The 23,519-nt window shown below is 47.2% G+C and carries 22 protein-coding genes and 1 pseudogene; 5 read left to right on the top strand and 18 right to left on the bottom strand.

The annotated features are described in order from the left end of the window. The first annotated feature begins 96 nt into the window (after positions 1-96). Complete coding sequence (locus tag MKX34_RS03125; protein WP_038568626.1) at positions 97-1,413, top strand: glutamate-1-semialdehyde 2,1-aminomutase; 1,317 nt, start codon at positions 97-99, stop codon at positions 1,411-1,413. 552 nt (positions 1,414-1,965) lie between these two features. Here MKX34_RS03125 and MKX34_RS03120 read toward each other — a convergent pair. The 10 genes from MKX34_RS03120 to MKX34_RS03075 form a co-directional block, all read right to left on the bottom strand. Then, on the bottom strand, positions 1,966-2,586 hold the full coding sequence (locus MKX34_RS03120; protein ID WP_076106047.1) for a hypothetical protein: 621 nt from the start codon (positions 2,584-2,586) through the stop codon (positions 1,966-1,968). Between the two features lie 169 nt (positions 2,587-2,755). After that, positions 2,756-3,307: a peptide deformylase gene (gene def / locus MKX34_RS03115; protein ID WP_036679906.1), complete on the bottom strand. Its 552-nt coding sequence runs from the start codon at positions 3,305-3,307 to the stop codon at positions 2,756-2,758. 101 nt (positions 3,308-3,408) lie between these two features. Next, positions 3,409-4,701 carry a stalk domain-containing protein gene (locus MKX34_RS03110; protein ID WP_076106079.1) on the bottom strand — a complete coding sequence of 431 codons (1,293 nt, stop codon included), beginning with the start codon at positions 4,699-4,701 and terminating at the stop codon, positions 3,409-3,411. A gap of 106 nt (positions 4,702-4,807) precedes the next feature. Continuing rightward, positions 4,808-5,065, bottom strand: coding sequence for a hypothetical protein (locus MKX34_RS03105; protein WP_036679858.1), 258 nt, complete (start codon positions 5,063-5,065; stop codon positions 4,808-4,810). 15 nt (positions 5,066-5,080) lie between these two features. Then, a complete protein-coding gene (locus tag MKX34_RS03100) occupies positions 5,081-5,965 on the bottom strand; it encodes an inositol monophosphatase family protein (protein ID WP_036679857.1) in 885 nt (294 codons plus the stop codon). Between the two features lie 268 nt (positions 5,966-6,233). Further along, positions 6,234-7,241, bottom strand: coding sequence for a UV DNA damage repair endonuclease UvsE (gene uvsE / locus MKX34_RS03095; protein ID WP_076106044.1), 1,008 nt, complete (start codon positions 7,239-7,241; stop codon positions 6,234-6,236). Then, entirely contained in the window at positions 7,238-7,555 is a 318-nt protein-coding gene (locus tag MKX34_RS03090) for a hypothetical protein (RefSeq protein WP_036679853.1), read from the bottom strand. The genes uvsE and MKX34_RS03090 overlap by 4 nt, the downstream gene beginning before the upstream one ends. Positions 7,556-7,599: 44 nt before the next feature. Beyond that, on the bottom strand, positions 7,600-8,691 hold the full coding sequence (locus MKX34_RS03085; RefSeq protein WP_036679852.1) for a D-alanine--D-alanine ligase: 1,092 nt from the start codon (positions 8,689-8,691) through the stop codon (positions 7,600-7,602). A gap of 20 nt (positions 8,692-8,711) precedes the next feature. Further along, on the bottom strand, positions 8,712-9,746 hold the full coding sequence (locus MKX34_RS03080; RefSeq protein ID WP_036679850.1) for an amidase domain-containing protein: 1,035 nt from the start codon (positions 9,744-9,746) through the stop codon (positions 8,712-8,714). Positions 9,747-9,904: 158 nt separating this feature from the next. Further along, on the bottom strand, positions 9,905-10,081 hold the full coding sequence (locus tag MKX34_RS03075) for a hypothetical protein (RefSeq protein ID WP_218918667.1): 177 nt from the start codon (positions 10,079-10,081) through the stop codon (positions 9,905-9,907). Between the two features lie 115 nt (positions 10,082-10,196). Here MKX34_RS03075 and acnA point away from each other — a divergent pair, with 115 nt between their 5' ends. Further along, on the top strand, positions 10,197-12,938 hold the full coding sequence (gene acnA, locus MKX34_RS03070; RefSeq protein ID WP_076106042.1) for an aconitate hydratase AcnA: 2,742 nt from the start codon (positions 10,197-10,199) through the stop codon (positions 12,936-12,938). A gap of 1,089 nt (positions 12,939-14,027) precedes the next feature. Beyond that, positions 14,028-14,207 (top strand): hypothetical protein, encoded by a 180-nt coding sequence (locus tag MKX34_RS03065; protein WP_339204381.1) that lies wholly within the window; start codon positions 14,028-14,030, stop codon positions 14,205-14,207. A gap of 727 nt (positions 14,208-14,934) precedes the next feature. Here MKX34_RS03065 and MKX34_RS03060 read toward each other — a convergent pair. After that, positions 14,935-15,678 (bottom strand): IclR family transcriptional regulator, encoded by a 744-nt coding sequence (locus MKX34_RS03060; protein WP_036676839.1) that lies wholly within the window; start codon positions 15,676-15,678, stop codon positions 14,935-14,937. Between the two features lie 296 nt (positions 15,679-15,974). On the opposite strand from MKX34_RS03060, the gene MKX34_RS03055 reads away from it, so the two are divergent. Next, positions 15,975-17,015 carry an alpha/beta hydrolase gene (locus MKX34_RS03055; RefSeq protein WP_143763770.1) on the top strand — a complete coding sequence of 347 codons (1,041 nt, stop codon included), beginning with the start codon at positions 15,975-15,977 and terminating at the stop codon, positions 17,013-17,015. On the opposite strand, the gene MKX34_RS03050 is transcribed toward MKX34_RS03055, so the two are convergent. Together MKX34_RS03050 and MKX34_RS03045 are read right to left on the bottom strand one after the other, a co-directional pair. Next, on the bottom strand, positions 17,016-18,107 hold the full coding sequence (locus MKX34_RS03050) for an MATE family efflux transporter (protein ID WP_256715524.1): 1,092 nt from the start codon (positions 18,105-18,107) through the stop codon (positions 17,016-17,018). It lies immediately after the preceding gene. A gap of 8 nt (positions 18,108-18,115) precedes the next feature. Then, the gene (locus tag MKX34_RS03045; protein WP_256715522.1) at positions 18,116-18,283 is read right to left on the bottom strand and encodes a hypothetical protein; all 168 of its coding nucleotides are present in this window, start codon (positions 18,281-18,283) and stop codon (positions 18,116-18,118) included. A gap of 255 nt (positions 18,284-18,538) precedes the next feature. On the opposite strand from MKX34_RS03045, the gene MKX34_RS03040 reads away from it, so the two are divergent. Further along, positions 18,539-19,717: a Fe-Mn family superoxide dismutase gene (locus tag MKX34_RS03040; RefSeq protein WP_076105973.1), complete on the top strand. Its 1,179-nt coding sequence runs from the start codon at positions 18,539-18,541 to the stop codon at positions 19,715-19,717. A 118-nt stretch (positions 19,718-19,835) separates the two neighbouring features. Here MKX34_RS03040 and folE read toward each other — a convergent pair whose 3' ends face one another. From folE to MKX34_RS03015, 5 genes and pseudogenes are all read right to left on the bottom strand, one after another. Then, positions 19,836-20,429: a GTP cyclohydrolase I FolE gene (gene folE, locus MKX34_RS03035; RefSeq protein WP_036676830.1), complete on the bottom strand. Its 594-nt coding sequence runs from the start codon at positions 20,427-20,429 to the stop codon at positions 19,836-19,838. Between the two features lie 45 nt (positions 20,430-20,474). Next, positions 20,475-20,726, bottom strand: coding sequence for a YneF family protein (locus tag MKX34_RS03030; protein ID WP_036676828.1), 252 nt, complete (start codon positions 20,724-20,726; stop codon positions 20,475-20,477). 171 nt (positions 20,727-20,897) lie between these two features. Then, positions 20,898-22,052: pseudogene (gene queG, locus MKX34_RS03025) on the bottom strand (tRNA epoxyqueuosine(34) reductase QueG); the annotation flags it as partial. Positions 22,053-22,087: 35 nt separating this feature from the next. Beyond that, positions 22,088-22,696 (bottom strand): signal peptidase I, encoded by a 609-nt coding sequence (gene lepB, locus MKX34_RS03020; RefSeq protein ID WP_036676825.1) that lies wholly within the window; start codon positions 22,694-22,696, stop codon positions 22,088-22,090. A gap of 191 nt (positions 22,697-22,887) precedes the next feature. Continuing rightward, positions 22,888-23,307: a GNAT family N-acetyltransferase gene (locus MKX34_RS03015; RefSeq protein WP_036676822.1), complete on the bottom strand. Its 420-nt coding sequence runs from the start codon at positions 23,305-23,307 to the stop codon at positions 22,888-22,890. Between the last annotated feature and the right edge of the window lie 212 nt (positions 23,308-23,519).

Raw genomic sequence — 23,519 nt, 5'->3', positions numbered from 1 at the left:
ACAAAGCAGTGACTTGGTATAATACGGGCGGACAACGGAAAACACCGTTGTTCGCCCGTTCCCTTGAGCACCAACAATCGAAAGGATGATCACATTATGAATCGTTCCACATCTGAACAACTTTATCACGAAGCCCTCCAGCATATCGTTGGAGGTGTAAATAGCCCTTCCCGCTCCTTCAAAGCCGTTGGCGGCGGAGCACCCGTATTTATGAAACGCGCCAGTGGATCTCACTTCTGGGATGAAGACGGCAATGAATATATCGATTATCTCCAAGCCTATGGACCGATCATTACCGGCCATGCCCACCCTCATATTACCAAAGCAATTACTACAGCAGCAGAAAATGGTGTTCTTTACGGAACCCCAACCCAGCTCGAAATCAAACTTGCTAAAATGCTAAAGGAAGCCATTCCATCTATGGATAAAGTACGTTTCGTCAATTCCGGAACCGAAGCGGTTATGACAACGATTCGTGTAGCCCGTGCCTATACAAAACGCAGCAAAATCGTAAAATTCGCCGGCTGTTACCACGGCCACTCCGATCTGGTGCTCGTAGCAGCAGGATCCGGACCTTCTACACTTGGCATTCCAGACAGTGCCGGTGTTCCAAGCAGTATCGCCCAGGAAGTAATCACCGTTCCTTTTAATGATCTGGACAGCCTGAAAGAGGCGCTGGAGAAATGGGGCGAAGATGTCGCAGCTGTTATGGTTGAACCGATTGTAGGAAATTTCGGCATGGTGATGCCTAAGCCTGGTTTCCTCGAAGGACTTTGCAAGCTGGCTCACGATAATGGCTCCCTTGTTATTTATGACGAAGTCATTACTGCCTTCCGCTTCCATTATGGTTCTACACAAACCTATGCAGGGCTGGATAATCATGAGGACATCACTCCTGACCTTACTGCACTTGGCAAAATCATCGGTGGCGGCCTGCCTATCGGCGCTTACGGCGGCCGCAAGCATGTTATGGAACAGGTAGCTCCACTTGGACCGGCATATCAAGCTGGCACAATGGCAGGTAATCCTGCGTCTATCTCTGCAGGGATTGCTTGTTTAGAGGTTCTGAGTGCAGAGGGTGTATACGAAGAAATGGATCGGCTTGCAATCCGCCTCGCCGATGGACTTCAAGCATCTGCCGACCGTCATGGCATTCCACTGACAATCAACCGCATCCGTGGTTCGTTTTCCACTCATTTCTGTAACCATCCGGTTACGAATTATGACGAGGCTCAGGATACAGACGGCGAATTGTTCGCCAGCTTCTTCCGTCATATGCTGAATCGTGGCATTAACCTTGCCCCTTCGAAATACGAAGCTTGGTTCCTGACCACAGCACATACTGATGCAGATATCGATGCTACACTTATCGCAGCTGAAGAATCCTTCCGCGCTATGGTGGCTGAGAAATAAGATTGTTTTGAAACGCAGTGCTCTATAAGCTAAAAAAAAGCTGAATAGATTAACGGGCTGTCCCAGTCCCATAAACCGCAAATGTTAAAAGAGCAGCGTTTCTCCTGTATTGGAGGATCGCTGCTCTGCATTTTTACTCATCCACGGTCTGCATCTGTAGCTTGTGGCAAGCTTAAGCCAGCCGATCTCAAGCGTCAATTTCTCTATGCTACGTAACAGGTATCGCCGGACCTTCTCTGTGTTAAGTACAAGGGTTAGGGAGCTTCGATAGATATTTAGGAAAATTTACCTTAAATTCAGGGATTTCTGGTCATTAAACTAATAATTGGGGAAATCCTCCCTATAATTTAGCTAATTTAGTGGAAAATAAAGAACTTACCCCGTTTTTTAGGGAGAAAATCCCTAATTCTGTTCATTTACAGAGAATATAGGTTATTTTCAGGGAGTTTTTCCCTAATAACTCTGTAGCTCACACCGCAAAAAGCTCAAATACACTTTATCTACGGATTTCATCCGCTAACAGCGTTTAGAAGTCCAAATATTCTACTGCTCTCATGTAAAATCCACCTGCTTGTCCAACGTAATCTCAGTCATTAATGGTCTTAACATTTGCTCGCTCCCGGGTACCAGCGAAAACTCTACACCCTCCAGATGCTCCGGCAGCGTTGGGGCGACCAAGAATTGCATTTGTGTATGCGCTCCACCTCCATGACCACCATGCGGCTGCACTTCATATTCATTCTCACCCGCCACTTCAAGCGTTAAAGCCGTTCGAAGATGAATATGTCCTACAGCTTCTTTTAAATATTTGATTTCCACAGTAACTATGCTGAAGGCTTCATACTGCATAGCATGCGTAAGTATATATTCACATTCTTCAACGACCGTCCGCTTTACAATCGGAAGCACTCCCAGCAATAAACCAGGCTCTTCCCAATATTGTCTTCTGGGTACAGCTTCATTCAGAAGGTGCAAATGCTGCACAATCTGAGTAGTGTTCATCTCGAATCTAGTTGCCCATTCCTCAAGTAGCTTACTATCAGGGGATAATCGTTTCTTGCCTGTTATAGCTTTACGTTCCTGAATCAGACTCAAAATCTGCTCATCAATCTTTTTAACCTCATCATTATATTCGTTGGCGAATCCTCTAATTGGCATTCTGCTCCAGTTCATTTAACGCCCTCCTCTTATTACTAATTTAAATCCATTAATTGTAAGGGTACATCCTTTCGATTGATTTGTAAAATATTTGAAATATCATAATCTTGCCGATAGGTAAAAAACAAGCGACCATCAGCTTTACGCTGTAAGGTCGCCCGCTTTTTAATTCAGAGTTACTCTCCTACTCATATAAGTTCCGGATCTCCACGCCCTGAGGCAGCTTAAACGGATTCTCCTTGTTAATTCGGTCATAGAACATAATCCCATCGAGATGGTCTATTTCATGCTGGATGATGATAGCTTGGTAGCCCTTAAATTTAAGGACAACCTCCTTGCCTTCCAGATCATAACCCTTCACCTTCACGGTTTCATACCGAGGTACAAAGCCATGCACGGGACGATCAACGGACAGACAGCCCTCGCTTTCTGGTAAGTACACCATAGACAAGGAGTGGCTTATGATCTTAGGGTTAACCCAAGCATGCTCTACAGCCCGCCCTCTCTCGTCTGTAAGATACATCGCGAACATACGCTTCTCCAGTCCGATTTGATTCGCCGACAGACCTACGCCAGAGCGCAGCTTATATTCTTCGGAAATCTCCGGGTCCTGACTGTTCTTCAGAAATTGAAGCATACATTGCAAAGCCTCACGATCTTCCGCCTGTAATGGAAGCTCCACTGGTTGTGCTACGGTACGAAGTACGGGATGACCCTCCCGCACTATATCATCCATGGTGATGATATATTCAGCATTATATTTTGAACTAGACAATATTCCATCCACCTTTTCCTTACGGGCTTAATTTAATTTCTTATGATGTATAGTATGCAGCTTTATGGATTTATGAAAGCAGTTCGCAGTTTGCTGCTGTAATTAACATCGAATCCAAGTCCTGTCGCCAAAGCGGCAAGGGGTAAGTAGGTTTTGTCCTCCTTACCTACCTTTTGCAGAAAAGCTGGAGTATCAATAGCCACGTTCTCTCCATTCACCTTAATAAATTTCGAGCCAATGGTGATCACAACGGTTCTTCCGCCATACACGATGGTAGCGCTGGAGGTTTTGTTATCCCACTTCCCGCTTGCGCCCACGGCATTTAGAATATCTTTCAGCGCCAAAAAATTCTGCCCATTTTTAAGGATAGGCTTATTGGGTGTATTCAACTCCACGCCCTTCACTACAATCGACATCGGTACCGATGCAGTAGCCATTGTAGCTACAGTAGGAACACGATACTCTCCCCATTGTAACTCCGCGAAAACCTTAGCAATAGTCTCATATCCAAGCTGCGTTGGGTGAAAATCAGTTTGCCCTGCTCCAATAATATGTGTCAGCGAGCCTTCTACCCCGGCAAACTTTGCCGCAACATGAGCTACAAGCACCTTCGCTCCCTCTTGATTTACGCTTGCAGCTACACTATCCGCTGCTTCCGTAAATTTGCCCGCTGCCGTCATTAGTCTGTTGTACATTTGACCAAGCGCGACCTTAGGGGCAGGTTGATATTGATCGGCCAGTATAATCGTCGCTTGCGGACTTACCGCACGAATATTCTCCAGCACTGCCTTCACATTTGTTTGATAATCCGCTAACCGCTGGTCCAGCTGTGTTTGGAAATCCGCATCCGTCAGCTCCTTGAACTGCAAGAACAGACTGCTTACATCATTCCCACCAATCGTAATGGTAATCAGATCAGCTTCCTTAAGCTCTGCTGCGATCTGCGGAGTTAGCTTCACGAACTGCTCTATTCGTGGATCTGGGAGACCTGCCTGAACTCCTTCAGCAGTAATCACTGAACCATCCTTGATTGCTCCTGTGTAATTACGTAATCCGGCCGTAGTCAGGCCTAGGATACCATAATTAGTAAGTGCACTTCTGCCATGATACCAGCCCTGCTCAAGCAATCTCTCCGCATAGCCGTATGGCTTGGTATTCACGTCCGTCATTCCTGGCTCGTAGCCAGCAGTAATGGAATCACCTAGAGCTACGATGCGAAAGACATCCTGCCCAGAGTCTTGTATTGCAGTCGTGTCAGCCGCATTTGCCGTGCCTGCTCCTACGCTAATCAGCGCAGATAACAAAAGCAGGCTGCTTATGCCAGCTGCCCAAATTTTTTTCCAATTGCCTAGCATCGTATCCCTCCCAAATTGTTCTAATTCCATTCTACCATCCCAGGGTAGCAACGCAAAAGAGCGGCCTCCTATATTCAGGAAACCGCCCCTCGCAAATCACTGGCTATTATTTGTCTGAATCTTCATCTGACTCTAACTTCTGCCCTGCACGCTCCAGATATTTATCATACCGGTCATCCAGCTCATATCCAATCTTACGATAACGCAATGTTTCTTCCACAATAGGATCGAGCGTAGTCTGAATACGAATTTCATATTTAGGTGAGATTTCCCGGATTTCTTTAGCCGTACGATCGCCTTGTTCCATCTCACCATCTACCAACATTTCGCTCAGCTTGCGTTCCAAATCATCCTTCTCACTCATGCTGTATCGTCCTCCCTAAAGCTTATATCCTGTTGCTTCAGCATTCTTCAGTGACGAAACCAAATATTCGTGAATGTGGCCATTACTTGCTACTACATGGCGTGTACCAATATCATATGAACGTCCTAGGGTATCCGTAATCTTGCCTCCTGATTCAAGTACAAGCAGTACTCCTGCTGCACAATCCCAAGGGCTTAAGCCCACTTCCCAATAGCCATCTACCCGGCCTGCCGCCACATAAGCTAAATGTAGAGCAGCCGCGCCTCCGGCACGAATACCACGAATCTGCGGAAGAATACTTTGCAGTCCGGCCATATTCACAGGTTGTGCAAACTCACGATCCGGCGGAAAGCCCATAGCGATCAGGCTGTCCCCAAAATCAGTCTCCGTAGAAACCGAGGTAGGAACACCGTGCATGTAAGCTCCCTTTCCTTTTTCAGCGACGAACATTTCATCACGAGTCGGATCATAAATAACGCCTACTGTTAGTTCACCGCGAATCACCAATGCTATGGAGACACAGTAAAAAGGAAATCCGTGTACGAAATTAGTCGTACCATCTACAGGATCTACAATCCACAAATATTCATGCTCACGAGCTTCTTCCAATGCAGCGGTAGCCGCTGCTGCTCCCGGGGAAACCCCTTCTTCCCCGAGAATGGCATGGTCGGGAAAATGTGTCAGGATCAGCCTGCGAATCATTTGCTCAACGCCTTTATCAACTTCCGTAACCAGATCTTGTGCTGAAGTCTTTGTATTCAGCTCCTTCACGAGACCCTGTCTGCTCTTTATCCATTCTCCTGCTTTGGCAGCCGCATTAATGGCCACCGCCGTATGTCCCTTGCTTGTTACTACATAGGGTTCACGTTCATTCTTACCCTCTGGATTTAAAGGACTCATATCTTCACTCCACTTTCTTGAACATAATCGCCAATGGCTTTAATTCTAAAGCAATCCTATTCACAATACCGTGCAATACGTCAAAACGTTCCCCAAGTTCCCAAACTTCCGCCAAAAGAGGACCCAATTCTCACCTGCGAGCATAAATGCCCTAGGTCCATATAAAGACGATAAGCGATTAAAGTTTCATTCAACGTACCCTATTTCAAGTTACATATCAAGTCATGATAGGACCCGTATTCGGGACCTATCTCCTTATTTTCATTGTTTAAGGTTCAATATTCACGCTTGCCCCATTTAATAAGGAAATTCCGTTACCAGCCTCAGCCAGCTCCTTCATAGCCTCCATCAATCCAAATAACGCGCCATCTTTTAGTTTCGCCTCAATCATAACATCGACAGCAGGCGTATCTGCGGCGATACGTTTCAGAAAAGCCAGCAAAGGCGCAGGTTCCACGCCATCCGCATGGCTGCGCGGATCAGACGGGCTGCGCGGACTGGAAACATGAATCTTAGGCGGCAAAAGCTCTCCCGAAGGAACATCCTTCTGTGCTAGCTCGCTTCGCCATGTCTTCAAAATGTCAGGCCACAGCTCCCAAGGGAGCTCTCCTTCATTATTCACCCATTGGTGGTGAATATCCAGCACCATCGGTAATCCTACGCTCTGACTGACTGCCAGTGTCTCCGGAGCTGTAAATGTCTTATCGTCATTTTCCAGCGTTATACGCTCCTGCAGCGCTGACGGCAGCGCGCGGAAATGCTCCTCGAATCGCTTCGCCGCTACAGGCTTGTCCCCATAAGCTCCGCCAATATGGATATTGTTCTTCGCCATGGCAGGAAGCCCCATAGCAACCAGCATGTCCACATGGTACTGCAAATCCCGTACGGAGTTTATCAGCACCTCCGGACGGGGTGTACTAAGTACTGTAAAGTGATCTGGATGAAAAGAAACACGCAGCCCGTGCTTTTTCACATATTGGCCCACTTCCGCAAATTCCTCGGCGAGCGCCGCAAACGGATTCCAGTCCTGCAAATCCGGATGCGTCGCCAGAGGAATGATTTTGGAAGTGAGGCGGTACACCATGATGTCCGAAGCCACATTATGCTTCATCAACCGCAGCGTATTATGCAGATTCATTCTAGCGATGTTCTCCAAACGCCGAAGTGCCGCTTCACGGTCATCCAGCTTCTTAAAAGAGGCCATCGTCATTGTCTTAGATGGGGAGCAGTCTTTGATAACGGTGGACATCGCTACATATCCGAAGCGGACAATCATCCCTGTGCTCCAAAAAACATTTCCTCAGCCAAAGCCGTCTGCACTCTGGACTCTTCTTCATTCAGCTTACGCACAAGCTCCATCTCTACCGCGGTAACCTCATGTCCTTGAAAATTAATCTCTGCAATCGAGGCTGAAATTTTGACAATGGCTACAGCTACGTTCTCAGGGGTGTAAGCAATAACCTTCTGACCTGTTGGATACACACGAAAGCCTTGTTTCACCATTTTGGTGCGCCCATATTCCAGCAGCTCGTACAGCTCTTGTTCACTCTTGAATTTGCAGACGGAGTTGAATTCTGTTTGAAAACCCATGTTCTTCTCTCCTTCCAGTCGGGATATTCCCGCTATAGCTTCTATTACTCATTGTCGTACTTAAGACCTTGTTTAAAATTATAGCGCTCCAAGGCTAACTCAATCATTCGGTCTAACAGAGCTCTATAAGATACACCCGTCTCACGCCACAATAGCGGATACATGCTGTAAGGAGTGAAACCAGGCATCGTGTTCACTTCGTTAATTAGAATTTTACCATCCGATTTTCGCAAGAAGAAGTCTGCCCGGGTAATTCCACTGCCCTCAATCGCTCGAAAAGCAACTATCGCGGACTCCCGCAAACGATCGGCCACTTCAGAATCCACTGGTGCAGGAATCATCATTTGCGATTTGCCGTCCGTATATTTGGCTGCGTAATCATAATATTCACCAGAAGAAACGATTTCACCCGGAACAGAGGCTTCTGGTTCATCATTTCCAAGCACGCCAACCTCTACCTCACGCGCATCCACAAACTCCTCAATAATAACTTTGGTGTCATAACGGAAAGCAAAATCAATTGCTTTTACAAGACTATCCTTATCAGCAGCCTTAGAAATACCTACACTTGAGCCTAGATTGGCAGGCTTCACGAATACCGGATATCCCAGTTTATCCTCTACACCAACAATCAACTCATGACGTTTTCTTTTCCAAGCGCTGATGTTGAAATAACAATACTCGCATTGATCCAGGCCGGCATCAGCGAACAGCTTCTTCATGACAACCTTATCCATACCTGCCGAAGAGGCAAGAACACCAGCACCGATGTAAGGAATATTCGCCATTTCGAACAACCCTTGAATCGTTCCGTCCTCACCATACGTGCCGTGCAGCAGCGGGAACATTACGTCCACTGTTTTGTCCGCACCGGATAACCCACTAAATACCACGTTCAGGGCTGTGCCCATATCTTCGGTCGCTTCTGCAAGCTTGAGCTGCTCCACTTGGCTGTAAGGCGCTGATAACTTCTCTCCAACCTTCCACAATCCCTGTTTTGAAATGTAAAAAGGTATAATCTCATATTTATCATAATCAAATGAGTTCATCACGGCAAAAGCCGTCTGTAGCGATACCTCATGTTCTCCTGATTTGCCCCCGTACACCAGCCCTACGGTTAGTTTTGCGTTCCCCATTCCCTTAACCTCTTTCTGTACTATAAGTAGTCGTTAATATGAAAAAAACGGTATTTCGTTTGATCAGTCCATGCGTAGGAATCACGATAGTCCCAATAGCGATGACGGCTGCTAACGGTACGTGCATTCACAAGCGGCATGCCTCCTGCATCAAAAGCTGTGACGATTGTGCTGTGCTGATACTGCCCGTTGCCATCCCAGTCATATTGAATGATATCGCCCAGCATCAATTGCTCCGGCCGCTCCATGACTTCCGCACGCAAGCCACTGCTCCGACTTCCGCTCAAATAGCGTTGCAGACTGTCTGATACAGCCCAGCTATAGCTCCACCATTCTTGTTTGCCTTGGTAACCTTTGTACCACCAGCCCGTTTCTCTTTTACCAGTATAGTTGATAGGTGCTCCCCCTGCAAAGAGACATTGGGAGACATAATTTGTGCAGTCCACCTCGAAGGTTTCGAACTCCGGATTGCCGTCTTTCCACCAGCGGTCGGCATACGCCACAGCTTCTTCACGGTTATAACGAACCTCTCTTGAACCGGCAATTTCTCCGAGAACATTCCGGTTAAGCAGGGGCTGTGATGGCAGCGGTGCCGGCAAAGCCTCTCCCCATTTGGATAGTCTGCCCGATAGCTCTACCTCTGCCCGATGAACCGTATTTCTTTCAGGGACACTTCGTTCCACTCCAGCAATCTCCCAGCCCCCACCGTCCCGTACAAAGGTCAGCCGCTCCAGCTCGATAATATCCTCGCGGTGGTTAACGCCGCCTTTTTCATAATAAAGCGCACTATGCAGTGTAACCTCTGCTACTACCTCGGTCGGAGTCTGCCGGACGGTCCGCAAAGTCTTAACCCCTGTCTCTCCGCGCAAAGGAGTTATCCCACGTTCTTTATACCACTCAGCAAGACGTCTTGAACGCTCCCCTTGTTCTACCAGAAAACGCGGATCCTTAACGGACACGGAAACGGTATGCGATGATGACTTAGGCTCCACCCTGGCCTTATTCACTTGATCAACATATACATAAAGACTTTGCTTCCACTGTTGTTCCATTATACTCGCGCCCCTTCTTTCCCTTTTAACTGCTGTTCTATGTATATGAAAGGAAACAGGCCGCTATACAGATCGGTTGAATAGTTAAGGATGTTTCAAGTAAAAACTCTAACCCCAAGTACGACATCTCAATCAAACATCGACAACGAGGACCATATCACCTAATAACTGAGGAAGAGAAATTCTGCCTGCATTTCCCCTAATAAATAAGTAAAACCAAGGATTCCGGTGAATTCCTTCGTATTATCTCCTTTTAATGGCTCTTTTTGAGGTAAAAAGAATATCCCGAAACGATACAATATAACAATGGAAGGGTAGCTTGGCATTTTCTCAGGCATAATTCGGGCTTTAGATGTAGGAAAAAAAACTTTACTCCCCACTTTGTAACCGTTATAATTAAGCTAGAAGCAATTTGAAATTGGGTTTCATTAGACGAAACAAGGAGGCGCATATATGCCAAGCAAGGATCATTTTTCATTGGCTCGGACCCTGGAATCAGGCGGCAAATCTTATCGCTATTATGATCTGAAGTCCCTTGAGGAACAAGGATTGGGCTCTATTTCTTCCCTGCCTTTTTCGATCAAAGTCCTACTAGAGGCTGCTGTTCGTCAGTTTGACGGACGGGCAATTACTGAAGAACATGTGAAACAACTGGCCGATTGGTCAGGTGACATTGACCGTAATAAAGAAATTCCATTTATCCCTGCTCGTATCGTGCTTCAGGATTTCACCGGAGTTCCGGTAGTCGTGGATCTCGCAGCTATGCGTGATACTGTAAAAAAAGCCGGAGGAGATCCTAAACAGATCAATCCGCTTGTCCCGGTTGACCTTGTAATTGACCACTCTGTCATGGTTGATGCTTTCGGTACAGCAGACGCCTTGGAATACAATATGAACGTTGAGTTCGAACGCAACGAGGAGCGTTACCGTTTCCTTCGTTGGGCACAGACAGCTTTTAACAACTTCCGTGCAGTTCCACCGGCAACAGGTATCGTGCACCAGGTAAATCTAGAGTATTTAGCTTCCGTTGCCACTACTAAAACTATCGATGGTGAAACTGTCGTTTATCCAGATTCCCTTGTAGGAACGGACTCCCATACCACGATGATCAATGGTCTGGGTGTTGTGGGCTGGGGTGTAGGTGGCATTGAGGCTGAAGCAGGAATGCTTGGACAACCGCTCTATTTTGTTACACCTGATGTAGTGGGCTTCAAGCTTACAGGCAGCCTTATCGAAGGGGCTACAGCAACGGATTTGGCACTGACAGTAACTGAAATGTTGCGTAAAAAGGGCGTAGTCGGCAAATTCGTCGAATTCTACGGACCCGGCCTTGCTAACATCAGTCTGGCTGACCGGGCAACTGTTGCCAACATGGCGCCAGAATACGGAGCAACTATTGGTTTCTTCCCTGTAGATGACGAGACACTCGCTTATCTTCGCAGCACGGGTCGTCCGGATGATCTGGTGGCGTTGGTTGAATCTTATTACAAAGCGCAAGGGATGTTCCGTACCTCGGATACGCCAGACCCTGAGTTCAGCGATGTGATTGAGCTTGACTTAGCTTCTGTCGTTCCTAGCTTGGCTGGACCAAAACGTCCGCAAGACCGGATCGAACTTACGCATATGAAAGAAAATTTCGAAGGCATTATCCGTACACCTGTAGACAAAGGCGGTTATGGTCTCAGCGATGAGAAAATCGCTCAAGTCGTAGAAGTACAGCACAAAAACGATACTACTAGCAAGCTCAGCACAGGTGCAGTCGTAATCGCAGCTATTACTAGCTGTACGAATACTTCTAACCCTAGCGTTATGCTTGGAGCAGGTCTTTTGGCGAAAAAAGCTGTGGAACGTGGTCTGACCAAACCAGATTACGTTAAGAGCAGCTTGACTCCAGGATCCTTGGTGGTTACTGAATACCTGCAAAAAGCAGACTTGCTGAAGCCACTCGAAGCATTAGGCTTCTACTTGGCTGGTTATGGCTGTGCCACTTGTATCGGTAACTCCGGTCCATTGCCTGAAGAAGTTAGTCAAGCCATTACTGACAATGACATGACCGTAGCCGCAGTCATCTCCGGTAACCGGAACTTTGAAGGCCGCGTACATGCTCAGGTAAAAGCTAACTACTTGGCCTCACCGCCGCTCGTAGTTGCTTACGCACTGGCTGGTACAGTAAATATCGATTTGCAGACTGAGCCACTTGGATTTGATCCACAAGGTGAGCCAGTATTCCTGAAAGATATCTGGCCAACTACTGCTGAAATTCGTGAAGCCATTGGTCTCTCCCTTAGTCCGGAGATGTTCCGTAGCAAATACGAAAATGTATTCACCGCTAACGAACGTTGGAATTCGATTCCTGTTCCGCAAGGCGAGCTGTATGAGTGGGATGATAATTCCACGTACATCCAGAATCCGCCATTCTTCGAACATCTGGCAGACGGTCTGGGAGACATCAAGGATATCAAAGATGCACGCGTTCTAGCGCTGCTTGCTGATTCCGTGACAACCGACCATATCTCACCAGCGGGTAATATCTCTACCTCTGGTCCTGCTGGCGAATATTTGCGCGATCATGGTGTAGAACGTGCAGACTTCAACTCCTACGGCTCCCGCCGCGGAAACCACGAAGTCATGATGCGCGGTACGTTCGCTAACATTCGGATTCGTAACGCAGTAGCTCCTGGTACAGAAGGCGGCGTTACTACCTTCTTGCCAAGCGACGAGGTTATGTCCATCTATGATGCTTCCATGCTCTATCAGGATGCTGGACAAAATCTGATCGTCATCGCTGGTAAGGAGTACGGTACAGGAAGCTCACGTGACTGGGCAGCTAAGGGTACGCTTCTGCTTGGCGTTAAAGCAGTTATCGCTGAAAGCTTTGAGCGGATTCACCGCAGCAATCTGGTCGGTATGGGTGTACTCCCACTTCAATTCCAAGAAGGCCACGGCTGGAGCAGCTTGGGACTGACCGGACGCGAGACCTTCAATATTACTGGTCTCGATAACAACGTGGCACCAAGTCAAGAGCTAACTGTCACGGCTACCCGTGAAGACGGCACACAATTCGATTTCCCTGTCATTGCACGACTCGACAGTACAGTCGATATTGATTACTATCGCAACGGCGGTATCCTGCAGACTGTTCTTCGCCAGATGCTGGCAGATGCTACAGACTCTTCCGCGGTGTCGGTAGAATAGGTTTAAAGTAACTTAAAAAGGGACTGTTTCACGGCCATGAGTGGCTGTGAGCAGTCCCTTTTTTATGGGGTGGTTCCAGCAGCCAATTTGTGGCGGGTGGGGTGCCCTTGTCTTTTGGATCTTCACCATTGCTGCGTTGCTGGTTCCAAACTCCAAGCGTCGTTTGATTCGATGATATTCGCGCATAGGAGCAGCTCGAAGCAATTCACGGACAACTTACGGAATCAGCCGGCTTTAAACGTAGCTATATCCGACTTCGGGACCTGTAAGCCTCGGGCATCAGTAGGATTCGGCGCTATCGGACTCAGCTGACCTTATACGCTGGATTATCCGATATTTGGCGTGCTGTCGGACTTAGATGACTCTATACGCTCGATTATCCGACTTTTGGCGTGCGATCGGACTCCATAGTCGCTATTGGCATGAAAAACACACTAAAGGTTCCCGTTTTGGTCGAATAGCTGCACTGGGGTCCGCAACTCTGCCAAACTGGCTGTAAATTCGCAAATAGCGTCCCCTAAGTCCGCACGCCTCAGGAGACGCCTAGGATTCCGCGCTATCGGACCCAGATGACTCTATACGCTCGAATATCCGACTTTTGGCGTGCGATCGGACTCCATAGTCGCTATTGGCATGAAAAACACACTAAAGGTTCCCGTTTGGGTCGAATAGCTGCACTGGGGTCCGAAACTATGCCCAAAAGGCTTTAAATGGGCTAATAGCGTCTTCTGAGTCCGCACGTCTCAGGGGACGCCTAGGATTCCGCGCTATCGGACCCAGATGACTCTATACGCTCGAATATCCGACTTTTGGCGTGCGATCGGACTCCATAGTCGCTATTGGCATGAAAAACACACTAAAGGTTCCCGTTTGGGTCGAATAGCTGCACTGGGGTCCGAAACTATGCCCAAAAGGCTTTAAATGGGCTAATAGCGTCTTCTGAGTCCGGAAGCCTCAGGGAAGATCTAAATAACAACCCGAGATTACTTGTGTACGAGTTATGAGATACGTGGGTTCGTTGACTCGTGGGTTCGTGGGTTCGTGGGTTCGTGGGTTCATTGGCTCGTGGGTTCGTGAGTTCGTGAGTTCATGAGTTCATTGGTTCGTGGGTTCATTGACTCGTGGGTTCGTGGGTTCATTGGCTCGTGGGTTCGTGGGTTCGTGGGTTCGTGGGTTCGTGGGTTCGTGAGTTCGTTGACTCGTGGGTTCGTGGGTTCGTGGGTTCCTTGGCTCGTGGGTTCGTTGACTCGTGGGTTCGTGAGTTCATGAGTTCATGAGTTCATTGGTTCGTGGGTTCATTGACTCGTGGGTTCGTGAGTTCATTGGCTCGTGGGTTCGTGAGTTCGTTGGCTCGTGAGTTCGTGGGTTCATTGGCTCGTAAGTTCGTTGGCTCGTGAGTTCGTGGGTTCATTGGCTCGTAGGTTCGTGGGTTCGTGAGTTCGTTGGCTCGTGAGTTCGTTGGCTCGTGGGTTCGTGAGTTCGTTGGCTCGTGAGTTCGTTGGCTCGTTGGCTCGTTGGCTCGTAGGTTCATTGGCTCGTGGGTTCATTGGCTCGTGGGTTCATGGGTTCGTGGGTTCGTGGTGGTTTCTCTACCCTCCCGCCCCTCCGTCCCTCTGCCTATCTAGGCCCTGGGTTCAAACGCTCGTGCCTCAGCATTACGAGTTACTGAGGCTCCCAAAGGTACGTATATTCACTGAAGCTCACCATACAAACGCAAGGTGGGGAGCCGTTAGTTAGTCATCAGTTAGCTGTTGATTAGCCATCAGTTACGCATCTATCATCCCATCAGCTACCCGTCAGACCGTCAGTTACCCATCAGTTACCCATCAGTCACTCATCAGTCACTCATCAGGCCATCAATTCCCCCTCAGTTACCCATCGTTTCCTGCCACTTTACCCACAATCGACTAAGCATCCCTCCCCAAAACATCAAAACAGCGATCCTCCAGTAACAGAGAGATCGCTGCTTAGTTTCTTATATGTCTCAGCCAGCGAATTAAGGAATCATCATGCCCATTTCACTAGCCGCTTCCTTCAGTACCGCGGCATATTCCACTAACGTATCCCTTGATAGGCGACTTACTGGACCTGACAGTGATAACGCCGCGATCACATTTCCACTGCGCCCCGTAACAGGCACCGCCACCGCGGCCGCGCCGGGCTCGCGTTCCTCGAAACTGGTGGCATATCCGAGCCGGATAATGTCATTAAGCTGCTCTTGATAGACATCCTTCTCAACGTAGTCCGGCCATCCCGAACTCTCCAGCAATTCTTTCAGCACCTCTGGAGGAGCATAGGCTGCCAGCACTTTACTTGATGCGCCCACAGATAAAGGCAATCTCGCACCGATCTGCGCCACTCGCCGTATGGCCTGCTGACTCTGAACCGCCTGAATCCGCACACGTTCTATGCCGTCGCGTAAGTATAAACTAACGGTCTCCCCTAGCCGATCCCGCAGCCGTTCCATTGACGGCAACAATACCGCAGCCGACTCATCAAAAGCAGGCAAATGCGTAGACAATTCCCAAATTCGTATACCCAGGCTGTATTTCTCAGTGGCCGGATTACGAATGAGGAAGCCCTTTTCCTCCAAGGTTGCCAGCAGCCGATGGACGGTACTTTTATGTAAATCAATCTTTGAAGCGATCTCCGTCAACCCTAAATCTCTGTCCTGCGTAAAACAAAGCAATATATCAAGCGCACGTTCTACCGCACGCACTGTAAGCTTTCGGTCCTCCATGACAATCTCCCCCTCGTGTTTCATCAAATGAAACTCGGTTACATTATAACTAACTCTATCTTAGTGCAAAACTCTATGGAAAGTCCAGTATATTCACTCCTCCGGAGTTGTGCCAAAAATGTGCCGGAAAAGGTTGGGCCGCACTTTACAGTTACATTACAAAAGCGTCTAATTCATTGACTTTGTAAGGGCTTTTTCATACGATTAACATATTAAATTATCTACTGATGCTTTAGAATCATTTTTACAAATTCTTCTAGGCACTAGTACTCACATCATTCTTAGGAGGGGACCATATGGATCTGGCAACTCGCCAAACCGGCACAACCGTCTCCCGTCGACCTAAACTACCTAAACAAGGCAGTTCGTCCCGGCTATCGCTGCGGATGATTCGTGTGAAGCATATTATCGTTGCACTGCTATTATCTATTTTTTTCTTTTTAGCCTACTGCTTTGTCTCACTTCATGGCTATATCGCCTGGGTATTATCTAATCCAACGGTCGCACCTCTGTATTCCAATCCCATGCAGGCCAAAGGTCTCGCATACGAGGATGTGACGTTTCCAGCTAAAGACGGCAGTCGAATGATGAGCGGCTGGTATATTCCCTCCGAAGGGGCTACCAAAACGATCGTGTTCAGCCATGGCTATGGCGCCAACCGTGAAGAATCTTGGGTACCTATGTACGATCTCGCTCACTATGCACACAGTCTGAATTTCAATGTCGTGATGTTTGATTACGGCTTTGCTGCCCAAGGCAACAAGGATATTGCAACCGGGGGTAAAAAAGAATCCCAGCAGCTTCTAGGCGCTATTGATTTTGCTAAGGAACGTGGAGCTGAGGAGTTAGTTGTATGGGGCTTCTCCATGGGAGCAGGCACAGCACTGCAAACAGGATTAGTATCAGAGGACATTGACGCGATGATTCTGGACAGTACCTTTTTGTTAGAGCCAGATACGCTGTATCATAATATTAAGCAAAATATTGATCTGCCCCGCCAGCCTTCCCTGGCGATTATGGAAATGCTGTTCCCAGTTCTGAACGGTACGGGGCTGAATCAAATTCCTTATGCGAAGGTCAAATCCGAAGATTATCCTTTCCCTATTCTACTCATGCATGGAACCGAAGATGATAAAGCTCCTTATCCTATTGCAGAAAAGCTGGCCGCGAACCAAAGCAATCCGTTCTCAGATTCCTGGGTCGTAGAGGGCAGCCATCATGAATTGCTGTTCCGTGAGCACCCGCGTGAGTATTTGCGGCGAGTCTCTGCTTTCTTAGGAAATGTTCAACTAGCCAAAACCTACAATGGCAATCAGCCGGCGATGGCAAGTAACTAGTTAAGCACTACAATCCGCCTCTGTCCCCTGATGGGTCAGTTGCTTCAACCATTTACCACGGCGAAAACGCACGTAACCTATAACCAATCGAACAGCCTCTTCCAGGGACAGAAAGAAGTATACCCAGGGAAGAGGCTGTTTCCATCCCCATGACAACAGTAGCCCTAGAGGCACCCCAAGCAACCAAGTTGTAGAGGCTTCCATAATAAAGACGAACTTACTATCGCCACCACTCTGCAGAATCCCTCCCGCAATCATCATATTGCCCACCTTTATCCATAAAAAAAGAGCAAAAAAGCAGATAACAGAAGTGGCCATTCGGCGTTCTTCCACTGTTAAGTTAAAGGCTGAGACGTAGAGCGGGGCTAGAACAGCAATAAGAACACCAAGCAGCAATGAAATCCCTACTCCTATTCGAACAAAAAAACGAGCATACTGAAAAGCACCTGCATTATTATTCTCTCCCAGCTTATGTCCGACCATAATCCCAGCTGCACCAGAAAGCCCAGCCAGAAGTCCAATCGTCAACCCCTGCAGCGGAAAGGTCACTGTCATAGCGGTCATCTCTGCTGTGCCCATACGGCTATATATTACGGAATAACAAGCTTCACCTAAAACCCAAACCAATTCCGTTAAAACAATAGGCGCTATCGTTCTTAAAAAAGGTATACACAGCGCTTTCGAAAACGAACTCAGCTCCTTAATTCCTCCGGCACCCGGCAGTTTCCCGCGATACACAGCTCCGATGATCAAGGTACTTTCGACTATACGTGAGATTAACGTTGCATATGCCGCACCTGCAAGTCCAAGCTCTGGAAACCCCCAATGCCCAAAAATAAGCGCATAGTTTAAAATAATATTCAGTCCTACAGCAGCTATGCTCACACCCATTGGATACTTTACATGTCCTGAACTTCGTAGAACCGCCGAATAGAGCATCGTCAACATCGTTGGAATATAACTGAGGGCAACGATTTTTAGAAAAATGTACCCCTTCTCCAACACTTCTTTATCCGTTGTAAAAATAGACAGGCATAGCCGAGGGTTGAAAAAAACAACTATCGTAAATGAACCCGACAATATCAGGCCAATTCCAAGACTTAATCCCAGTAGTGGTGTGATGCTCTTTCGATCTTTACTCCCCCAAGCTGCCCTACCATCAATTGATCTACTAAATACAGCACCGCCATGACTAGACTTTGGAGGGATATCGGTACCGCTAATTTTAACAGCTGATTATAAAATTGTTTCTTCTCAAGCTTGTTCATACCCTCATCTCATTTCTCAAAGTTTTTCTGCTACCCCAAAGGATTTCATTAATCGGTCCACACGACAAAAAAAGGTACACCCTCCTTTTCGCGAGGTTGTACCTTTCGGTATCATTGCCTTTATTTTCCTGTATTATTTCACCATATCAAACGGTTGTCAACGATATTATTATCGCGTTCTTATGCTCTTCATAAGCTATCATGAGCACACATATAATGGACTGATGAAGACATATCACGGGAGGTTTTCTTGGAATGTTATATGTATACGGGCCGATGCTGCCAGTACGTATTTTAGAAGAAATCGTATTCTGGAAAACACAAGAGAAAGAGCATACCGAGGTTATCAAAGCAATCGTACCTAACCTGGAGGAGCCCTATGTTAAACTGCTGGATGAATGGGCGGTGGTCTTCGGTGCCACAGAGATGGCCGCTCAACAGTTATTGAATTCTGCCCTCTCTGCTTCTCCACCAAGTCAGGCTGAACTCACTGCGGAAACAGAAAAGCTGCTGCACATCTCCTGTACCCAATCCCAAGAATTTGTTCGGCAGCTTTTTGCCATCATGGAAAGCAGCGCAGCCGTCAAAGCCGTCCCCCTTGCTACCACTGTGATCCTGCATATTATTCGTGAATCAGAGTATTTCCTTGCCGTACTACACACTTTGAGCTCGCCCGGACAGCTCACGCAAATTATGAGAGATTATACAGCAGCCGACTATGTCGTAAGAACAGAAGAGGACAATGTCACGCGGAATGAGGGACTTATTCCTTCTACAGATACTATCCTTGATATTCGTGAAATGAGTGCTGTGCCAATTGGCGGGCATACACTGCCTCCATTGCCTTATGCTTATAATGCGCTGGAACCATACATCGATGAGAAAACCATGCGGATTCATCATGATAAACACCATCAAAGTTATGTAGATGGACTAAACAAAGCGGAGAACAAGCTAGCCGAGGCTCGCAAGAAAGGAGATTTCGATCTTGTTAAGCATTGGGAACGGGAGCTAGCCTTTAATGGGGCTGGCCACTATCTCCATACAATCTTCTGGAACGTAATGTCACCTCAAGGTGGCGGGCGTCCAACTGGAGCCTTACTGGAAGCCATTGAACAAAGCTTCGGCAGCTATGACAACTTCAAGAAACAGTTCACAGAAGCTGCGAATAAGGTTGAAGGTGGCGGCTGGGCTATTCTCGTCTGGAGTCCACGCAGTCATAGACTGGAGATTTTGACTGCGGAGAAACATCAGAACCTGTCACAATGGGACGTTGTTCCGTTACTGGCTCTGGATGTATGGGAGCATGCCTATTACCTTAAACATCAGAATAATCGGGCCGATTATATTGAGGATTGGTGGAAGGTCGTTAACTGGCCTTACGTCTCAGAACGTTATGCTGCTGCCAGTAAACTGGCCTGGAAGCCCTTTTGATATTATTTCAATTCACAGTGAACATCACTCTTATTCCCACAGCCTGACCAAAAAGGACCCATCATTCACATTACGTGAACGATGGGTCCTTCCAATTTCGAGGTATGCACCCCGATATTTATTCCTTAATCAAGCTTAGAAACTCCGCACGAGCGGCGGCATCCTCACGGAAGACCCCTCTAGTAGCCATAGTTACCGTTTTGCTGCCTGGCTTCTTCACTCCGCGTGCACACATACACAGATGCTCTCCCTCCACAACAACCATAACACCGTGGGGGCCTAACACCTCCGTCATAATATCAGCAATTTGCGCCGTAATGCGCTCTTGAACCTGTAGACGCCGGCTTACTGCTTCAACAAGCCGAGCTAATTTGCTGAGCCCAGCAATACGTCCGCTCGGAATGTATCCTATATGCACTTTACCAAAGAAAGGAGCCATGTGGTGTTCACATTGGCTGTAATAGACGATATCCTTAACGATCACTAGCTCTTCATGAGACTCATCAAAAGTAACGCCGAGCGCTTCGCGGGGATCTATCGAATAACCGCCGAATATCTCCTCGTACATCCGCGTAACACGTGCCGGTGTTTCCAGCAGTCCCTCGCGGCCGGTATCTTCACCGATTAATTCTAATATTTTCTCAACGTGATACTCGATTTGCTCACGGTTCTCTGCAACTTTACCGTTCACATATTCCTTGATGTTCCCCATGATGTCTCCCCCTTCCGCACCCGTATACATGTTATCCGGACCCGGTTACTTACTTCTACGTTTATTCCCTTTAGCTGCTCCAGGGCGCGCACCTGGCTGTCCCTGAGTCTTCATCATTTGCTGGGCACGCTGCATTTGCTTCCCGTTCAGGTTATAACCCATTTGCTTTGCAACCTTTTGCAGCATTTCAGGATCATTCTGCATGTTTGTCATTTGTTTGCGCAGATAATATACACCGATGAAAAAACCACCGATGAGACCTACGACCAATGTAATAATAGGTAATGCGATACTCATCTAAAGCCCACCTCTACACTCTATTGTCTGCATCGCCATATGGCACGCGAATCTATCATAGCATTTCAGGAACTGGACAGCAATTGGCAATATGCAACCTGTCTATGAACTTTTTCCTCCATTAATATCGCTGTCCTCCCGTGCCTTCTTCCCAGTAAGGAGCACATCCTGCGCCCGGCTTAGCATTTCCCTCACCGTGCCATCCTCCTCGCGCTCTAAACCCGCTTCTACAGCCGCTAGAGCCTCATCACCGCCAATACGTCCAAGCGCCCAAGCAGCAGTGCCCCGCATCTCTGGCCGCGGTTCTTTCAGAACAATTTCTGATAGCTTTGGCACAGCCCCGGCTTCCTTGAAATTGCCTAGGGCAATGATCGCATTTCGCTGCATCGGCTTTTTGCCTCTCCAGGCTGCTGAGCTATTGCCGAATCTCTCTTTGAACTCACGATTGCTAAGATCCAGAATCGGCAGCAGCAGCGGCTTCACGATTTCAGGATCAGGTTGCATCTGAGGGCGATGATTCCAGTTCTTACCTCTATTCTTGGGACATACAATCTGGCAAGTATCACAGCCGTATAGACGGTTGCCGATCTTGGTCATATACTCCTCGCTAAGGAACCCTTTAGTCTGCGTCAAAAAAGAAATACAAGCCTGTGCGTTAAGCTGCCCCGGACCCACCAGCGCTCCGGTCGGACAAGCATCAATACACTTGGTACACTCCCCGCAGCCTTCTTCAACAGGTTCATCCGGAGCAAAAGGAATGTTCGTAACCATTTCCCCAAGATAAATCCATGATCCCCATTTGGGCGAGATGATAGAACAATTTTTGCCGCTAAAGCCTATTCCCGCTCTTTCCGCTACCGCTCTATCTACTAGAACACCGGTGTCCACCATGCTTTCCAGCACAGCCTCCGGTACACGCTCGTGAATAAATTCCTCTAGCTTACTTAAGGCTTCCCTCAGCACATGGTGATAATCCCTGCCCCAAGATGCCCGGGCGAGGATGCCCCTACGTGCACCCGGCTCAGATTTAGGAGGTTTCTCCATTTTAGATGGATAAGCTACTGCAATCGAAATAATAGATAACGGCTTGTCTCCAGAAGACAATGCTGGAACTGTCCTTTTATCCAGATCGGGTTCCTCGAAGCCAGATTCATATCCTTTGTCCCGATGGTCTTGCAGTATATTTTTTAAATATAAAAAAGGTTCTGCTGTTGTAAACCCGATATCATCAATACCGAGTGATGTCGCAGCCTCCTGAATCTCTGCTTTAAGCTGTGCCCACTTGGAAGGCGGGGGAGCATACGATGACTGAAATGTATTGGTCATTTCCGCCTTCTCCTTTCATATCTTCGCTTACTTTCTTATAATCTATTCAGTTTTGACAGAGGCCACCATATATAATCAGCCCTGCCGACAATCATATCCTGTGAAATAGAGCCGAAGTAACGGCTGTCCTTGCTGGCTGATGCATGACGGTTATCGCCCATTACAAAATAATTGCCACCTTCTACGGTTAACGCTGCAAAATCCGGATCTTCAATCTCAGTATCGATATAGGGCTCATTCACTATTTTTCCATTTACGTATAACTGATGATTCCGTACCTCTATGATATCTCCAGGTATGCCAATCACCCGCTTCACTAAATACTCCTTATGACTAGGACCGGTACTTGGATCATGAAGAATGACAACATCACCATGTTTTGGATTTACGAACAGCAATGAAATTTTATTAATGAAGAGCCTTTCTCCTTCCCAGAGTGTTGGCTGCATAGACTGACCTTTAACTGTTGATATATTGAACACAAAAACATTAAGAACAGACATCACAGCAAAAACAATCACAGCTGTAAGCAGCCAATCCTTCATTTCCGAGACCAAACGACCGCCCAGGGTAGTCTTGGATCTGGAGGATCTATGTCTTTGTTTCCTATTTCTCGTGTAATCTACTTGGGGCTCCTGATTCAATATGTCACCTCTTGTTCTCAATAATTGAAGATTATACTTGCAGATATTATAACAATAAAAAAGCATATCTCCCAGCCATTAGCAATGGACTTCTGGGAAATACGCTCGAGTATGAATGAAACAGACTATATCGTCAGCTATAGTTCTTTTTTCTAGAAAATGTTTCCGCTTTCGCAGCTGAGTGATCAAAATTACCCAACAATGCTCAGCTTCCGGACAGATTTGAAGATTTGATTCTCGCTATATCCCATAGCTTCATACAATGGCAAAGCAAAAGAATTATGCTCATCGACGGCTACATAGATACCACTGACTTTACGAGCTTGAAACCTGGATTCCATAGCCGATACCAGACTTCTGCCGACTCCTCTGCGGCGATAATCAGGATGTACAGCAATCCGGAAATAACAACCGTGGTTTTTCTCAATCGTACCAATCAGTGCTCCAACAATTTCTTCTTCATCTTCCGCAACTACAATGAGATCTGAATCCCATGAAAGCTGCCTGGAGAAAGGCTCGATAGTGTTCTCGAAACACTCTTCCGATAATGCGGTTTGCAGCAAATCAGTCACAGGGCTAACGTCGCTTAATTGAAAGGAACGAACGTGCATTCTTTAAAATCTCCCTTGTCTATGGCTTATGAATTTAACAAAAAGAAGGGGTTCCCTTAACATAGAGAAAATAAAAAAAAGCATCAAATACCGAGGAATACCTGCTTTTAAATCTATTAAAGCACACTTTTCTCGTGATATCATCATTTTTCTTTTGAAAGCGCTTAATATCAAGCGTTTACATTTTAGATGGGGTTCATTTCTTCATTAAA

The organism is Paenibacillus sp. FSL R5-0636 (assembly GCF_037974255.1).
Taxonomy (GTDB): domain Bacteria; phylum Bacillota; class Bacilli; order Paenibacillales; family Paenibacillaceae; genus Paenibacillus_AQ; species Paenibacillus_AQ odorifer.
Note: the sequence above shows the minus strand (reverse complement) of the source record. Positions and strands in the feature narration are given on the sequence as shown.

Bases quoted from the DNA above. Each gene is read 5' to 3' on its own strand.
- MKX34_RS03125 (WP_038568626.1), top strand. From the start codon at position 97: ATGAATCGTTCCACATCTGAACAACTTTATCACGAAGCCCTCCAGCAT.
- MKX34_RS03120 (WP_076106047.1), bottom strand. From the start codon at position 2,586: ATGAACTGGAGCAGAATGCCAATTAGAGGATTCGCCAACGAATATAAT.
- def (WP_036679906.1), bottom strand. From the start codon at position 3,307: ATGGATGATATAGTGCGGGAGGGTCATCCCGTACTTCGTACCGTAGCA.
- MKX34_RS03110 (WP_076106079.1), bottom strand. From the start codon at position 4,701: ATGCTAGGCAATTGGAAAAAAATTTGGGCAGCTGGCATAAGCAGCCTG.
- MKX34_RS03105 (WP_036679858.1), bottom strand. From the start codon at position 5,065: ATGAGTGAGAAGGATGATTTGGAACGCAAGCTGAGCGAAATGTTGGTA.
- MKX34_RS03100 (WP_036679857.1), bottom strand. From the start codon at position 5,965: ATGAGTCCTTTAAATCCAGAGGGTAAGAATGAACGTGAACCCTATGTA.
- uvsE (WP_076106044.1), bottom strand. From the start codon at position 7,241: ATGATTGTCCGCTTCGGATATGTAGCGATGTCCACCGTTATCAAAGAC.
- MKX34_RS03090 (WP_036679853.1), bottom strand. From the start codon at position 7,555: ATGGGTTTTCAAACAGAATTCAACTCCGTCTGCAAATTCAAGAGTGAA.
- MKX34_RS03085 (WP_036679852.1), bottom strand. From the start codon at position 8,691: ATGGGGAACGCAAAACTAACCGTAGGGCTGGTGTACGGGGGCAAATCA.
- MKX34_RS03075 (WP_218918667.1), bottom strand. From the start codon at position 10,081: ATGCCTGAGAAAATGCCAAGCTACCCTTCCATTGTTATATTGTATCGT.
- acnA (WP_076106042.1), top strand. From the start codon at position 10,197: ATGCCAAGCAAGGATCATTTTTCATTGGCTCGGACCCTGGAATCAGGC.
- MKX34_RS03065 (WP_339204381.1), top strand. From the start codon at position 14,028: ATGAGTTCATTGGTTCGTGGGTTCATTGACTCGTGGGTTCGTGGGTTC.
- MKX34_RS03060 (WP_036676839.1), bottom strand. From the start codon at position 15,678: ATGGAGGACCGAAAGCTTACAGTGCGTGCGGTAGAACGTGCGCTTGAT.
- MKX34_RS03055 (WP_143763770.1), top strand. From the start codon at position 15,975: ATGGATCTGGCAACTCGCCAAACCGGCACAACCGTCTCCCGTCGACCT.
- MKX34_RS03045 (WP_256715522.1), bottom strand. From the start codon at position 18,283: ATGAACAAGCTTGAGAAGAAACAATTTTATAATCAGCTGTTAAAATTA.
- MKX34_RS03040 (WP_076105973.1), top strand. From the start codon at position 18,539: ATGTTATATGTATACGGGCCGATGCTGCCAGTACGTATTTTAGAAGAA.
- folE (WP_036676830.1), bottom strand. From the start codon at position 20,429: ATGGGGAACATCAAGGAATATGTGAACGGTAAAGTTGCAGAGAACCGT.
- MKX34_RS03030 (WP_036676828.1), bottom strand. From the start codon at position 20,726: ATGAGTATCGCATTACCTATTATTACATTGGTCGTAGGTCTCATCGGT.
- MKX34_RS03015 (WP_036676822.1), bottom strand. From the start codon at position 23,307: ATGCACGTTCGTTCCTTTCAATTAAGCGACGTTAGCCCTGTGACTGAT.